The organism is Flavobacterium croceum DSM 17960, from assembly GCF_002917885.1.
Taxonomy (GTDB): domain Bacteria; phylum Bacteroidota; class Bacteroidia; order Flavobacteriales; family Flavobacteriaceae; genus Flavobacterium; species Flavobacterium croceum.
The window spans coordinates 79,651-94,604 of record NZ_PQNY01000005.1; the positions used below are offsets into that span (position 1 = coordinate 79,651).

A 14,954-nucleotide genomic window follows, 5' to 3' on the forward strand; every position below is an offset into this window, starting at 1 on the left:
CAAACTAGTGCGCTTTATTGGAGAAATGGCAGAGTGGTCGATTGCGGCAGTCTTGAAAACTGTTGACTGTAACAGGTCCGGGGGTTCGAATCCCTCTTTCTCCGCCAGTTGAAAAACAAAGGGAATCAAAACCTCGTAAATCTTATGATTTACGGGGTTTTTTCTTTTATGCACTATTCAAAATATTCATTTAATCTTATTACTAAAGAGATAAAATCGAGACCCTAGAATTTTCAAAAAATAGGGTCTCGCTAAATCCTTTAAAAATTTCAAACAACCTGTTCAATCACTTGTTCATCAACAAGTTTACTATTTGAACATCTTGTTTAATGTAGATTTTGAAACTAAATTGAATACGAATTAAAAGGTTACCACTATGAAAACAAAAATCACTTTGCATTTTTATGCTAAAAGCACAAAAGCCAATGCAGCAGGACAACTCCCAATTTATGTGCGCTTAACCGTTGACGGAAAACGATTAGAGTTCAGCACCAAGAAGTTTGTCGAAACTTCCAAATGGTCGTCCGAACTATCCAAAATGAAAGGCACAACCGAAGAAGCTCGTTCAATAAATAGTTACCTTGATTTGATGAAAACGAAAGTTTTTAATGCACAAATGGAATTAATGCACCGAAACGAGAACTTAACGATTGAAAACTTCAAAGAAAAATTATTGGGAACCGAACAACGCCAACGGATGCTAATCCCAATCTTCCAAGACCACAATAACAAAATAAAAGAATTGGTTGGCAAAGAATATGCACCAGGAACTTTAGAGCGTTATAAAACTTCGTTGAGCCATACTATTGAGTTCTTGCAATGGAAATATAAAGTTTCCGATATAGAGATAAACAAAATAGATCACGCTTTCGTGACAGATTACGAATTTTGGTTACGAAGTGTTAGAAATTGCGCTAACAATACAGCAGTAAAATACATCAAGAACTTCAATAAAATAATCAAGCTTTGTCTGGCCAATGACTGGCTAGACAAAAATCCATTTGCAAACTATAAATCCAAAGTCAAAGAAGTCGAGAGAGTTTATTTATCTGAAGAAGAAATCCAAAACATCATCAATAAAGATTTCAAAACAGAAAGATTGTCTTTGGTACGTGATATCTTCCTTTTTAGCTGCTTTACTGGTTTGGCATACATTGATGTCAAAAACTTAACAAAGTCACATATAAGCATTGGCATTGATGGTGAGAAGTGGATATTTACTCATAGACAGAAAACTGAAACCGCTTCTAAAATTCCAATCCTTCCTGTAACACAAATGATTATTGATAAATACGAAAATCATCCACAATGTATCAATGAAGATAAACTACTACCTATTTTGTCAAATCAAAAAATGAATGCCTATCTAAAAGAAATAGCCGGAGTTTGTGAAATTGAAAAAGAATTAACCTTTCACATTGCTCGACACACTTTTGCAACGACAGTAACACTTACAAATGGCGTTCCTATTGAAAGTGTGAGCAAAATGTTAGGTCATAAAAATTTGAGAACCACTCAACATTACGCTAAAGTTTTAGATAAGAAAGTGAGTGAGGATATGAAAATTTTGAGAGATAAATTCAATATATTTACAAATAAAAAAATAAATGCAAATATAAATTAAAAAATTATTTAAATTGAATTCAGCTACTCACACTAATTAAAACCCTCACTTCAATTGATTTTAAAACAAAACTAAGTTGTTATTCTTAAATTTACACTTTACTTTTTTATGTACAGAAAAATACTTTTTATTCTTATTTTTTTATTCTTACTAAAATTTCAAGTTTTAGTTGGACAAAGTACTTATAAAATTGAAAATTTAAAATTCTCTGATGGATTGCCTTCGGACATCGTTTTTTTTTCAACTAAAAAAGAAGGGAAATTATATATTGCAACACAACGGGGTTTATGCCTATACGATGGTTATCGATTTGTGAAAAATACGCAGCTTTCAAATATGACCAACCATCTGTTTACAAGTAAAAACAAATTGTATTTTTATTCTTCTGGAAAAGGACTATGTTACTTAAACTCCATTTTTCAAGAACCTCAAATTGTTGCAAAGGTTAACTATAATGACAGTATTCCTAACAATGATCATTATGACAATGTTTATGTTGATAGAAAAAATCGAGTTTGGTGTAGTGATCAGAATAGTGTGAAGTATTTTTCTAACTCAAAAAAATATTCGTTTGTTATTGCTAAAAATAGTAATCCGTCTCTTAATGTAACTTTTTTAGAAACAAGAAGCAAAGAGTTTTTTATTGCCACTGACGACGGTCTTTTTGTTTGGGACGAAAAAAGTAATTCAATACAATTACACCCCAATACCGAATTGGCAAACTCAAAAATAATTTCGGCAACGGTTACTGGCAATTATATCTATTTTACAACTTTAGACGGAAAATTATTGATTTATGATTCTATTTCGAAAACACTTTCAACTGAAGTGATAAGCCGAAATTTGACATCGCAATTTAAACTGGTTGACAATACCAATTCTATATTTTTTTATGATAAAAACACCTTGTATCAATATGATATTTCAAAACACACTAAAGAGATTATCCAATCTACTTCCGGTGAAATTAATCATATTTTTTATGATGATGTGCTTCATTTATTTTGGATTTCAACCACTAGAGGATTAGTAAAGTTATCTAAAATTAATGATGATATTGTTAGTTTAAACATACCCAATTCCAAAACTATTGTTTCAATAGTTCAAGATAATGAAGCAACAATTTGGTGTGTTTCAAAAAATAATAAAATCTATTCATATTCCAAAAATAATCATTGGAACGCGTATCAATCTCCCAATATAAAGACGGAATTTGAGCATCTGTTTTTAAAAAACAATCAATTGTATGCAACCGCCAATGACGGGTTATATAGTTTGACCAATGGCGTTTTGAAACTTCTAATATCCACCAAAATTCCATTTAAAAAAGCAGTGATTGATGAAAACAATTTGCTTTGGATTATTCCTTCAAAAGGAGCGATTAGAGTATATGATGCCGTTTCATTTAAAGAAAAAAAAGAATATATATTGAATACCTCATCCTTTTGGTCTGACAATACATTTAACGATATTGCGGTTGCACCCAATGGTAGAATTTGGCTAGCAAGCTGGATGCCAAAAGATTATGGTATATCGTATTTTGATAATAAAACACATTTGTTTGTTCAGATTAATAGTTTGATTCAATTTAAAAATAACCCAAAATTTGTAACGGATTATTACAATCGAATTGCTTTTATTAATAACAACAATATTATTTTTTCGGGTTATGGCGGTTGGAATATTGTATCACCTGAAGGCGAAATTTTACATTCTTTAAATACCGATTTGTACAAAGTTGCAAACGATCATATTGAAGGAATTTCTCAAGACTCCAAAGGAAATATTTGGTTTGCTTGTGCCGAAGGGTTAAATCAATACAATTTTAAAACCAATAAAGTAGTAAACGTTTCATCTATCGACGGTTTAGTAACTAATGATATTACTTATGGCTACTTTGCCTCCAAAAACAACAAATTAATGATTGGAACCGATAAAGGTCTTCAAATAATCGATTTGAATAATATTACTAAAACTAAATTAATCAACAAATTAGAATTAACTGCTATTATAAAAGATGGCACTTATTTATTTTCCAAAAAAAACGAGTACCATTTAGATTATAAATTTACTGAATTAACTATTTTATTTTCCTCCTTATCTTTTTCAGAAAAAGAAAAAATTATATACCGCTATCAGTTTAAAGGAGAGCAAAAATGGAATTATTTAGGGACGATTCCCAAACTTTCTTTGATAAAACTTTCACCTGGCAATTATGACATACTCATTCAGGCGGGTGATAATCTTGGCAATTGGCAGAAAAAATCATTAAATATTACGTTGAAAATTACACCTCCTTTTTATAATTCGCTTTGGTTTTTTATTCTTCTATTTCTGCTGTTGGCATCTATTGGTTTTTTTGCAAATCGCTATTTAGTAAAACAAGAAAAAATAAAAGGTCATTTAAAGAGAAAAATAAAAGATGTTGAAATGCAAACGCTTCGTTCACAAATGAATCCCCATTTTTTATTTAATTCTTTAAATTCTATTAATAGTTTTATTATTCAACAAAAAAGTCGTGAAGCCAGTTCTTATCTTACTACATTTTCAAAATTAATGCGAAATATTTTAGAAAATTCACGCCACGAAACGATTACATTAGAAAAAGAATTAGAAACCTTAAAAATGTATCTGGAGTTGGAAGCAGTGAGATTGGAATACAAATTTGATTATGAAATAGTTTATGACAAAAATTTAGAAGTTGAAAGTATCAAAATACCACCTCTTATAATTCAGCCTTTTGCAGAAAATGCTATTTGGCACGGTCTGCATAACAAAAAAGAAAAAGGACTCCTAAAAATTGTTGTGCAAAACGAGAAAAACAGTATTTTAAACATAAAAATTATTGATGATGGCATCGGTAGAAAAGCATCGGCTTTACTAAAGAAAGAACAAGTAACCCATAAATCGTATGGAATAAACATCACAATTAATCGATTGATTTTGTTAAATCCGAAAAATAATTTCAAGATTATTGATTTGGTTGATGATCAAGACAATGCCACAGGAACTGAAGTAGAATTACAAATTTATTTATAAATATGATTAACGTATTAATTATTGATGATGAAAATCATTGTATCATCACACTACAACATTTGCTTTCCGATTTTAAAAATGTTGCTGTCTTAGCCACAACTCAAGACAGTACAAAAGCCAAAGAACTTGTAGAACAACACAAACCCGATTTGGTATTTTTAGATATTGAAATGCCCATCTTAAACGGTTTTGATGTTCTCAATCAGTTTGATACGATCCCCTTCAAAGTTGTTTTTACAACTGCCTACGATCAATATGCTATAAAGGCATTGAAATTAAATGCTTTAGACTATTTATTAAAACCCATAGATTATAACGACATTGAACACGTTTTAGAAAAATTCAAAGCCGAAGAAATGCATATTTCTAAAGACCAACTCAATCATTTACACCAATTTGTGAATGGCAAAATGCAAGACACTATTGCACTTTCTACACAGGAAGGATTACACTTTGTAAAAATTGACGAGATTATGTATCTTGAAGCCAGCAGTTGCTATACTTACATTGTTATGAATGACAAAACCAAACATTTGGCAAGCAAAACGATGGCTAATTTTGAAGAAGTCTTGCAAGACAACTCCTTATTTTTTAGAGCTCATAAATCGCATATTGTAAACTTAAAATTCATTAAACAATACATTCGTGGCGAAGGTGGAGAAATTATTATGCAAGACGGAAAAAATGTAGCATTGAGCCGTAATAAAAAACAAGAATTTTTGAGTTTGTTTAAGAAAGTATAGTTGTATTTTATCGTCACTTATTATGACACATAGTTTATATTTTTATTTTAATAAACACATAACCAAAATTATGATTCATAAATAGAACAAACCACGTTCTTTCGCATTTCAATAATCCAAAACAACCTTTGACTTATTCATAGCTTACTAATTGGTAGTTATCTAATTATTTTTGACATATTTTAAAAATTATCAAAATAATTATGAAAACAAAAATTACTCAAAAAATCCTTCTTCTTTGTGCTTTCTTCATTTTTTTAGCAGGAAATGCACAGCTGGTAAACAGGGCTTTAATAGTCCCTAAGTTTGGTACTAATGCAGGAAATAATACGGTAAAAACGTATATGCCAACATCGGCAACAACTATTGCAGAAAGCCCTACGTACACTATAAATTTTAGTACATTAGGTAATGGATTAGCTACAAATGCAAGCCCAAACTGCGTGGCAATGTTTGGTAACGATTTGTTTGTCAGTTTAACAAATGCCAACCAACGCATTTATAAATTTCCAAATTATGGTATCAATCCTGCAAGTGCCATTGCTAATGTGTCGCAAGTAGCCAATTTGAGTAGTGATTATGTCGGTTTAACATTCGATGCAACAGGAAACCTATATGTTTCGGAAGGCTCTTGGGGAAATACGACTATTTTTAAATACACAATAGCCTCAAATTATGCCACTCGAATTGATTTGGGTAACGGAGGTGTAACTTCCTATTTTGCTAATATTGCTTTTGATGCCAATGGCAATTTATGGGCTTCAGATTATTGGAACAACAGAATTATAGTGATTAAAACTGCCGATTTGGACACCGCTTCTGCACCATTTCGCTCTTTTTATACCAATTCGGCAGATTGGGCAACCAATGGAGGAGGTAACGATAATTTGTTTGCACCTTTGCAAGCTAAAACCATAACTACTGCTTTTTCTCAACCCGAAGGTATCGCTTTTGATAGTACCGGACGATTATGGGTTGCTAACAATAACGATTCTGCAGCTAATGAAGCACCAACGTTAGTGTATCTTTCGGTACCGCAACAAAACAGTATTTTGGCACTTACTCCAAATACAAGTATCAATGCCGATCCTAATATGACCAATAGTATCAATGGGTTTGGCATTTATAACTTGCCGACAGCTAACCCAGTGGTTGCAGGTACAGGACAACTTGGAGGTATGCAGATAGACAAAACCATCGATAGAATTTATGTGAATGACGAAAACAACGGAGCTGGAATGTGGTTTGATATTGCCAATATTGCGCTTACAAACGACACATATACTAATTATAGACTAAACATCACTTCGACTAATCCTGGAAACGGAGGGATTTATCTTCCAACAAGCACACAAATTTTAGGTCTAAACGATAATCAATTAGCAACAGTTTCTTTTTCATTATACCCAAATCCTTCCAACGGCGCTTTTAATATTGATACTACCGAAAACATCAAAAACATTGTAGCTTTCGATATTTTAGGAAAAGAAATTATGGTAAAAACCCTTTCAAACAACCAATTTTCGATAGAAAACAAAGGGGTTTATTTCTTGAAAATCGAATTAGAAAACGGGCAAATAGTTAACCGTAAAATAGTTATAAACTAAAAATGACTCATAATATGAAAACAAAACAACTCTTTTTTCTATTTTCTTTTCTCTTTTTTCTAAAAGCAAATGCACAACAATCGTTAAATGCTGCTGGAGGAGATGCCACAGGAAGCAATGGAAAAATAAGTTACTCCATCGGTCAGATTGATTATGTGAGTGCCACTGGGTCAAACGGTTCGGTTTCGCAAGGGGTACAACAACCTTTTGAAATTTTCACACTTGGCACAGACGATTTTCCAAACATTATACTACAAGCAATAGTATATCCCAACCCTACTTCGTCGAATATCAATTTAATAATTGAAAACTATTCGATAGATAACTTGCACTATAACTTGTATGACATTCAAGGACGAAGCATTGCTAATCAGAAAATTACACAACAAGAAACTAATATCACTATGGAAAACCTACAAAATGCTAACTATTTCCTTCAAGTATTTGACAATAACAAAACCTTAAAGACTTTTAAAATTATTAAGAATTAGTGTTTAGTAACTAGTGAATAGTTATTAGTCGTATTTAAAAATCAATTTAGTGTTTACTTCTATACTTAAAAACCCATAAACTTTTATCAAAATGAAAACAATTACAAAACTCTTTCTTCTTTGCTCTTTCATCTATTTTCTAAATGCAAATGCTCAAGCACCTAATAAATTTAGTTTCCAAGCCATAGTGAGAAATTCTAGCAATCAATTAATTACGAACCAACCGGTTGGAGTTAAAATTTCACTTATATCGGTAGTGATGTCCACCGAAAATGCTGAATTTGTAGAAACTCATACAGTAACAACTAATGCTAATGGACTTTTCTCGCTTAAAGTTGGTGAAGGAACATTAGTTTCGGGCGATTTTGCAACAGCTATGAATTCTAATGCGTATAGCAAAAAAATAAAATGCGAAATTGACCCAACAGGCGGAACTAACTATACTATAGTTTCAAACGAGCAATTATTAAGCGTGCCTTATGCCTTATTTGCAAATACTGCAGCATCTACCACAAGCAATAATTCTTGGAAAATTACAGGAAACAGCAATATTGACCCTGCAACGCAGTTTATTGGAACAACTGATGATAATGCATTACAATTTAAAGTAAACAATGAAAAAGCTGGGATAATTGAAACTACTGATAATGTAATTAATACAGTTAAAAATGGAAATACAGCTTTTGGCTATCATTCTTTAAATTCTAATACAACAGGATTTTATAATGTTGCTAATGGCTATCAATCCTTATATTCAAATACAACTGGAAAAAGAAATGTAGCCAATGGGTATAATTCATTAGATTCTAATACAGAAGGATTTGATAATGTTGCAAATGGTAGTTTTTCACTAACTTCAAATACAACAGGTACTAATAATGTTGCCAATGGAAGTTTCTCATTATATGATAATACAACTGGACATGATAATGTTGCCAATGGTAAAGAATCATTAACGTATAATACATCAGGATATGAAAATGTAGCTAATGGCAATCAATCCTTATACTCAAATACAACAGGTTATGATAATGTTGCTAATGGCTATCAATCCTTATATTCTAATACAACAGGTTTTAATAATGTTGCCAATGGCTATCGCTCCTTATATTCTAATACAACAGGATATAGTAATGTTGCTAATGGCTATCACTCCTTATCTTCTAATACAACAGGAAATTATAATGTCGCTAATGGTAATGGATCGTTAACATATAATACAATTGGATATAATAATGTTGCAATTGGGGATCAATCTTTATTTTCAAATACAACAGGATTTCAAAACACTGCTATTGGTAGTGCATCAGGGAAATTTTTACCAAACAATGTTAATAATGTTACCTGTCTAGGTAGCGATACAGGCTGGAATACAACCACTTCAAACCAAATAAACATTGGAAATCACTCAGTTACTTCCATTGGTGGGCAAGTAAATTGGGGAACGTATTCCGACAAACGCATAAAAACGGATGTTAAAGAAAATGTACCTGGATTGGCATTTATTAAACAATTAACACCAGTTACGTATCATTTAGACATTAAAAAACAATACGAACTGGCAATGAATGGCAAAAAAGACGAATCGGCAGATTATCCTGAAAAATATGATATTGAGAAAATTACTCAAACAGGTTTCTTAGCACAAGATGTAGAGGCAGCAGCCAAAAGTGTAGGTTATGATTTTAACGGTGTAGAAGCTCCAAAAAACGGAGAAGGATTATACAAACTTCGTTATGCCGAATTTGTAGTGCCGTTAGTGCAAGCTGTTAAGGAATTAAGTAAAGAAAACGAAGAATTAAAAGCGAGATTAAAAGCTTTGGAAGATAAGCTTAAGTAGGTTAATAAAGTTAGGTTTTTTATGAAAAGGCACAATGAGAGTTGTGTCTTTTTTAGTTCTCCGTTCAATAACCCAAACCTGCAGTTTACTTTTTTTATTGATAAATTAATACATTTAAAATTAAATTTGCTACTATTAAAATTTGGTTTCAACTTGAAACTTTTAAAACCAAAAAAAACGTTCACCCCAATGAAAAAACAATTTTTATTTCTTTTAGTATTCCAATTAGTAGCATCGGCCCAAACCACAATGAAGGTTGTAGGTCATAACTTAACAACTCCTGCAGGTCAAACGGTTGTGTTGCGAGGTGTTAATTATCCAATTATTAACGAAGGGAGTATCTCGTTAAGCAATCCAGCACAATACCAAGCCTATATCGATCAAGTAGCACTTACGGGAGCTAACGCTATTAGAATTCCGTGGTACACCAACGGTCAAAGTTGGAGAGATCAGCCTGCAAGCGGAGGAACACCAGGAACCGTAAATGGGTATGTAGCTAATGGTCATCTAAATAATATGGTGGCTTATTGCATTTCTAAAAATATGATTCCTATTTTAAGCATTCACGATGACACTTATATTACTTGCCATACAGACTGGAATCATTTTAACACCGCAGTTATGAATTTTTGGACAAGTCCAGCAGTTCTAAATTTAATTGAAAATAATAAAGCTAGAATAATAATAAATCTAGCAAACGAATTCGACTATGTGCGATGGACAGGAAACCAAACCACCGCTTTAAATAATTTTAAAACCAATTATAATGCCGCCATCAACACTTTGCGAAATGCAGGAGTTACTGTTCCAATAATGATTGATGCACCCGATTGCGGACAATCATCAACCGAACTATTATCCATAGCCGAAAGTATGAATACCAGCGACCCACAACATAATCTTATTTTTTCATCTCACGCTTATTGGGGTGGTTATGCTTCTACTCTTGCTCAAGTGCAATCAAAACTAAACGAAGCTCAAAATACCAATGTGTGTTTCGTTTTAGGAGAAATTGCAAACAATCAAGATGATGCCAGTTGTGGCGATTTGGGTTTATATACGCTTTATCCTCAAATTCTAACCGAAGCTTGCAGTAGAAATATTGGTTGGTTAGCTTGGACATTCAATTTTGATTGTACTCAGTATAGCGCCAGTTTTAATAGCAGCACCTATCGAGTAATCAGTACCACTAGTAATGCAAGCAATCTAACCACTTTTGGCAACAATATTGTAAACAATGCAAACTGGGGATTAAAGGCTCTTAATGGTTGCGGTGCAAATACTGCCGTGTTGGCAACCAACGCTTTTGAACAACCAAAACTGCATCTAGTTCTCTACCCTAATCCTACTTCAAATAGCATTACTGTGGTGTCTCCCGAAATTATCAACTTTCAACTGCTTGATATTAATGGCAGAATAATGCAGTCAGGCAACCTTCTTAAAGGAGAAAATAGTATGGATATTTCTTCATTTACTAACGGAGTCTATTTCATTAGCACAAAAATAGGTGTTGAAAAACTGATAAAATATTAATTGCTGAATATATGAAAACCAATAATCCCAAAATAATAGGAATTGTAATGCTACTGGTAGGACTTGCCATAACAGGTTTTTGGGGTTTTGGTTTATTCAAAATAGTAACCTATCCGTTTACAGGAACAATAACACAAGCCAAAGTAATTGGCTACAAAGTAAGCAGAAATGGCGCTCGAATGGTAAAAAATAATAGATCCTTATCTGGCAAAAGTCCTTTTTTTGAGTTTATTACCAATGACAATCAAACTATTAAAAGCTATAGTCAATCGCCTCAAATTTTTGTTTTATTCAATTATCAAATAGATGAAAAAATCGAGGTAGCTTATCCAAAAAACGAGCCCAAAAAAGCAGTAATTATCAGTTGGAAAGAAATACCAGGATTAGTACTAATGATTGCTATAGGAATACTGTCAGTTGTGGTTGGGAAAAGTTATATGTTTAAAAAACAAGACTAGCTACTAGTTTCTATAACAATTAATAAATACTTAACTAATTAATTCCTCGAAGCATTGCTTCGATTTTTTTTTGCCACAGATTAAAAAGATTTTTGAAAATCTGTGACCCGAGTGCCAGCGAATAGGTGAAGCAATATGTGGCTGTTATTTCGCTAATACCTCTATACTCTAACCCGAGGTAGTTTATTGCTTATTTCTCATTTCAAATAGCAATAGCCACACTTCAATTATTGGGACATTAAAAAATTAAAATTCTGCCACATCTTTACGTTCGATTTAAAAAAATAATAGTTTCTTCTTAAATATGAAAAAAATAATAGTACTAATAAGTGTTCTTTTTGCCCTACAGCTACAAGCGCAAAACAAAACCATTCTGCCAGGAGGTTGCGTTTCTAACAAGAACTTACTAGTCTTTAACCCTAATAGCGATAAAATATTTTTGTATAAGGAAGCCAACTTTAAAGGAGAAGTAAAAATACTATCGATAGGAAACTATACACAAACCCGGCTTGGGGAAAGTTGGAACAATTGCATTAGCAGTATAAAAGTACCCAATGGCTATGTGATGGAAGTATATCTGGAAGATCATTTTTTGGGAACATCAATGGCGCTTTATGGCACCAAAACACTCAACATATGGAGCAAAAAAAGTGAAGAACATCTGTGGGTAGGCGATTATAAAGAACTCGACCACTTTTGGGATGACAAAATAAGCAGTTTAAAAATTATAAAACAATAAAACAAAAACAAAATAAAATGAAAAAAGTATTCATAATTAGTACACTATTAATTGCAGGATTTGCAACTACCTACGCACAATCAGGGGAAAAAAATGTAACTAGTACAAAACCTTTACTTGTAGATAAAAATGTAAAACAGTTGAAAACCAACTCTTCTAAGGCAGAACAAGTGGGTGGCTACGAAGATGAAGAACATCCAGTAGAAGAGCAAGCAAGACCTAATGAAATAACAAATACAGAAAAACAGAAAAGTATTCAAAAATTAAAATCAACTAAGAATAATGCAGGTAGCACTAAAGCACTTAATCCGCAACCATTTCCTCCTGTAGATGCTAAAGCGAAAAATATAAAAACACAATAATAAAACAAGTTAAGCTGGTAGGCTTGAAGGTGCTCTTGGTGAAAATTCCGCTACAATTGTTTTTTGGAATTTTTATATAGGTAAACAATAATTTAAATAATAAAAAAAATGAAAAAAACAATCACATTATTCGCAATTATTTTCTCGCTTTTATCTTGTAGTAAAAGCGATGATACGCCAGCAACAGTAACGTATCAAGAAGAAAACCCACTATCTGGTTTTCTCACATCAACGGGGTTTAGTCAAAATGCTACAACACTCGTAAATACAGGTGCAGAAGCATTTGGATATAGTTTTATACCGAAGGTTAAAGGCAAAATAAAAGCTATTCTTGTAAAACTTCCTTCAGCGGATAATAATGTTGTAGTAAAAATTTGGGATAAGGCTACTGGAACTGCCATTTATTCAACAACTATAAATGTAGCTACAGCTGGTACTGAAATTAGCACAACCATACCTGATTTAGAACTTACAAAAAATCAAGAGTATGTCATTTCGATTGGCGCAAATTACCTTTACGAACATACAAGAGCGGATCAAAATGAAGTTTCTTATCCAGTAACTTCAGGGAATATTACTATTACAGGGTTTAATAAAACGGGATATGCTTATTCATTAGATGTACTACCAGAAACAAATGGCGGTGGTTATGAATTTATGGGGGATATAAATTTCAAATTTCAACAAACAGAGTAATAGTAATAAATTAACTTAAAATAATAACAATGAAAAAAACAATCACATTATTCGTAATTATTTTCTCCCTTTTCTCTTGTAGCAAAGATGATGAGGCAACACCTGTAACGTATCAGGAAGAAAATTTTCTTTCTTCTTTTCTCACTCAGTCTAAATACAACGAAAATACTACAGAATTTACAGGAGCAGATAGAGAATCGGGCATAGAGTTTACACCATTAGTCAATGGAAATATGAAAGCACTCAAAATTCGTATGCCACAAGTTATTTCAAATGTACCAACTCGCTTAACCCTTTGGGATGCCATTACACAAGTGCCTTTAAAAACATTTTATATACAAGCACAAACGGCTGGTGTAGAAACTGTTTTAGATGTAAATCCAGTTGTTAAACTTGAAAAAAATAAAAAATATTGCTTTTCAATACAACACAGAAGCCTTTATTCTCGTAATGCAAATAATAATGTTCAAGCTGTATTTCCAATTAGTTGCAACAACATCAAAATTGATAGACTTACTTATAAACTAACTGCAGATCAAGCTTATCCAAATAGTGCTATGTTAGATAGATATTGGGGCGATTTTAGTTTCGTATTTCAACAAACGGAGTAATCTATCAAATTTTAATTACAATGAAAAAAATAATTTTTCTAATTCTTTGTGCTGTGAGTTTTCAAGGGGTTACTGCACAAAATAGAATAACAAGAAGCATTGAAAAACCCAAAGTGAATTTAAAAGAAACCTATATTGGCAAAAACAACACTGCTAGTCTTTTAACAAAGGATACGCTTTTGGTAAATATTCATTTTCCTAAAAATCTATTTAGTATTCAACAAGTCGAAGAAATTCTAAACAGAGACAATCATTTGCTGGAAGTTAGCTCGCAAAGTATCGTTCCCAAAACGGGTTGCACTGAAAATCTAATTACGAACACAAGATATCTATCTCCTTGTTGGGTTAAAAACGTTACCAGCAATGCCATTTCATTGGTGGCTACAAATTACAGTTTAGTAAATAGTACCAATACCAATTATTACACCATACAAGCTACAATAAGTTATAACGGATTGGCTCCCAAAACAGCTTTGGTATCTGCATTTTTAAACAAACAGTATTTAGAAAATTTGCAAGCAGGTAATTGGTATGTAAATGACAAAACAATGTGTTCCTTTTCAATCAGTGAAAGTCGCTGGGAAGAGTTTGTTTTTCAAGCTGGAGGAGTTGGCGTTCGAGGTTTTTCAGTTCGAGGTTATGCTGGTAGTAATAGTATCTGTTCAGCAGTTCCTACTAATTTTCCAGTAGAACTTTGGGTATCAAAAAACACAAATTAATAACATAACTAATATCAAAAAAAATGAAAAAAATAATAATTTTAATAGCATTGGTATTTGCCGTTTATGCAAATGCACAAACAGGAGATCCAAAAGTGGACAAAATGCTGAAAGAACTACAAAAAGCGCCTGGCAAAATTACCTTCACAATGAATGGAAAAACGTCAAACGAAGTAGCATCTATCATAGAAGACCCTAAAAAAGGCTTGCTTATTTCGTCGCATCTAACATTAGATACAACACCCGATGTTACCATAAGTTTAATCGCTCCTACCAAAAAAACGGGAACTTATTCTATAAATGATAATAAGAAAGCAGGCGTTTTGCAGATAAAGGATAAAGCCTATCAAATTAGGGGTTCTTTAACTTTAAAAGTTTCTGGTAAAAAAATCACAGGAACTTTTGAAGGAGAACTGTATGAGATTAATAAAAATAAAACAAAACCATCCGGAAAATCATCTGGAAAAATAACAGGTAGTTTTAATAATTAAA

14 protein-coding genes and 1 tRNA gene are annotated in these 14,954 nt (G+C 32.3%); all 15 read left to right on the plus strand.

Annotated elements, in window-relative coordinates:
• Nucleotides 1-19: 19 nt before the first annotated feature.
• The 15 genes from Q361_RS05005 to Q361_RS05075 all read left to right on the plus strand — a co-directional run bounded on the left by Q361_RS05005 (nt 20) and on the right by Q361_RS05075 (nt 14,953).
• Nucleotides 20-107 (plus strand) — tRNA-Ser (locus tag Q361_RS05005).
• Between the two features lie 269 nt (nt 108-376).
• Nucleotides 377-1,624 (plus strand): site-specific integrase, encoded by a 1,248-nt coding sequence (locus tag Q361_RS05010; RefSeq protein WP_103725622.1) that lies wholly within the window; start codon nt 377-379, stop codon nt 1,622-1,624.
• A gap of 336 nt (nt 1,625-1,960) precedes the next feature.
• Nucleotides 1,961-4,663: a sensor histidine kinase gene (locus tag Q361_RS05015; protein WP_169929266.1), complete on the plus strand. Its 2,703-nt coding sequence runs from the start codon at nt 1,961-1,963 to the stop codon at nt 4,661-4,663.
• Between the two features lie 2 nt (nt 4,664-4,665).
• On the plus strand, nt 4,666-5,406 hold the full coding sequence (locus tag Q361_RS05020) for a LytR/AlgR family response regulator transcription factor (protein WP_103725624.1): 741 nt from the start codon (nt 4,666-4,668) through the stop codon (nt 5,404-5,406).
• A gap of 203 nt (nt 5,407-5,609) precedes the next feature.
• Nucleotides 5,610-7,013 (plus strand): T9SS type A sorting domain-containing protein, encoded by a 1,404-nt coding sequence (locus Q361_RS05025; protein ID WP_103725625.1) that lies wholly within the window; start codon nt 5,610-5,612, stop codon nt 7,011-7,013.
• Nucleotides 7,014-7,027: 14 nt separating this feature from the next.
• Nucleotides 7,028-7,504 carry a T9SS type A sorting domain-containing protein gene (locus tag Q361_RS05030; RefSeq protein WP_169929267.1) on the plus strand — a complete coding sequence of 159 codons (477 nt, stop codon included), beginning with the start codon at nt 7,028-7,030 and terminating at the stop codon, nt 7,502-7,504.
• A 91-nt stretch (nt 7,505-7,595) separates the two neighbouring features.
• Entirely contained in the window at nt 7,596-9,344 is a 1,749-nt protein-coding gene (locus tag Q361_RS05035; protein WP_103725627.1) for a tail fiber domain-containing protein, read from the plus strand.
• A gap of 189 nt (nt 9,345-9,533) precedes the next feature.
• Complete coding sequence (locus Q361_RS05040) at nt 9,534-10,877, plus strand: cellulase family glycosylhydrolase (RefSeq protein ID WP_169929268.1); 1,344 nt, start codon at nt 9,534-9,536, stop codon at nt 10,875-10,877.
• 11 nt (nt 10,878-10,888) lie between these two features.
• The gene (locus tag Q361_RS05045; protein WP_103725629.1) at nt 10,889-11,335 is read left to right on the plus strand and encodes a hypothetical protein; all 447 of its coding nucleotides are present in this window, start codon (nt 10,889-10,891) and stop codon (nt 11,333-11,335) included.
• A 304-nt stretch (nt 11,336-11,639) separates the two neighbouring features.
• Entirely contained in the window at nt 11,640-12,074 is a 435-nt protein-coding gene (locus Q361_RS05050) for a hypothetical protein (protein WP_103725630.1), read from the plus strand.
• 17 nt (nt 12,075-12,091) lie between these two features.
• Nucleotides 12,092-12,436, plus strand: a complete 345-nt coding sequence (locus Q361_RS05055; protein ID WP_103725631.1) for a hypothetical protein — start codon at nt 12,092-12,094, stop codon at nt 12,434-12,436.
• A gap of 108 nt (nt 12,437-12,544) precedes the next feature.
• Nucleotides 12,545-13,132, plus strand: coding sequence for a DUF4082 domain-containing protein (locus Q361_RS05060; protein WP_103725632.1), 588 nt, complete (start codon nt 12,545-12,547; stop codon nt 13,130-13,132).
• 29 nt (nt 13,133-13,161) lie between these two features.
• On the plus strand, nt 13,162-13,743 hold the full coding sequence (locus Q361_RS05065; RefSeq protein ID WP_103725633.1) for a DUF4082 domain-containing protein: 582 nt from the start codon (nt 13,162-13,164) through the stop codon (nt 13,741-13,743).
• A gap of 20 nt (nt 13,744-13,763) precedes the next feature.
• Entirely contained in the window at nt 13,764-14,462 is a 699-nt protein-coding gene (locus Q361_RS05070) for a hypothetical protein (RefSeq protein WP_103725634.1), read from the plus strand.
• 23 nt (nt 14,463-14,485) lie between these two features.
• Complete coding sequence (locus tag Q361_RS05075; protein ID WP_103725635.1) at nt 14,486-14,953, plus strand: hypothetical protein; 468 nt, start codon at nt 14,486-14,488, stop codon at nt 14,951-14,953.
• Nucleotide 14,954: the final 1 nt, after the last annotated feature.

What these genes read in the sequence shown, in the direction of transcription:
- Q361_RS05020 (WP_103725624.1), top strand. Translation starts at nt 4,666, where the DNA reads ATGATTAACGTATTAATTATTGATGATGAAAATCATTGTATCATCACA.
- Q361_RS05025 (WP_103725625.1), top strand. Translation starts at nt 5,610, where the DNA reads ATGAAAACAAAAATTACTCAAAAAATCCTTCTTCTTTGTGCTTTCTTC.
- Q361_RS05030 (WP_169929267.1), top strand. Translation starts at nt 7,028, where the DNA reads ATGAAAACAAAACAACTCTTTTTTCTATTTTCTTTTCTCTTTTTTCTA.
- Q361_RS05065 (WP_103725633.1), top strand. Translation starts at nt 13,162, where the DNA reads ATGAAAAAAACAATCACATTATTCGTAATTATTTTCTCCCTTTTCTCT.
- Q361_RS05050 (WP_103725630.1), top strand. Translation starts at nt 11,640, where the DNA reads ATGAAAAAAATAATAGTACTAATAAGTGTTCTTTTTGCCCTACAGCTA.
- Q361_RS05010 (WP_103725622.1), top strand. Translation starts at nt 377, where the DNA reads ATGAAAACAAAAATCACTTTGCATTTTTATGCTAAAAGCACAAAAGCC.
- Q361_RS05075 (WP_103725635.1), top strand. Translation starts at nt 14,486, where the DNA reads ATGAAAAAAATAATAATTTTAATAGCATTGGTATTTGCCGTTTATGCA.
- Q361_RS05060 (WP_103725632.1), top strand. Translation starts at nt 12,545, where the DNA reads ATGAAAAAAACAATCACATTATTCGCAATTATTTTCTCGCTTTTATCT.
- Q361_RS05035 (WP_103725627.1), top strand. Translation starts at nt 7,596, where the DNA reads ATGAAAACAATTACAAAACTCTTTCTTCTTTGCTCTTTCATCTATTTT.
- Q361_RS05070 (WP_103725634.1), top strand. Translation starts at nt 13,764, where the DNA reads ATGAAAAAAATAATTTTTCTAATTCTTTGTGCTGTGAGTTTTCAAGGG.
- Q361_RS05015 (WP_169929266.1), top strand. Translation starts at nt 1,961, where the DNA reads ATGACCAACCATCTGTTTACAAGTAAAAACAAATTGTATTTTTATTCT.
- Q361_RS05040 (WP_169929268.1), top strand. Translation starts at nt 9,534, where the DNA reads ATGAAAAAACAATTTTTATTTCTTTTAGTATTCCAATTAGTAGCATCG.
- Q361_RS05045 (WP_103725629.1), top strand. Translation starts at nt 10,889, where the DNA reads ATGAAAACCAATAATCCCAAAATAATAGGAATTGTAATGCTACTGGTA.
- Q361_RS05055 (WP_103725631.1), top strand. Translation starts at nt 12,092, where the DNA reads ATGAAAAAAGTATTCATAATTAGTACACTATTAATTGCAGGATTTGCA.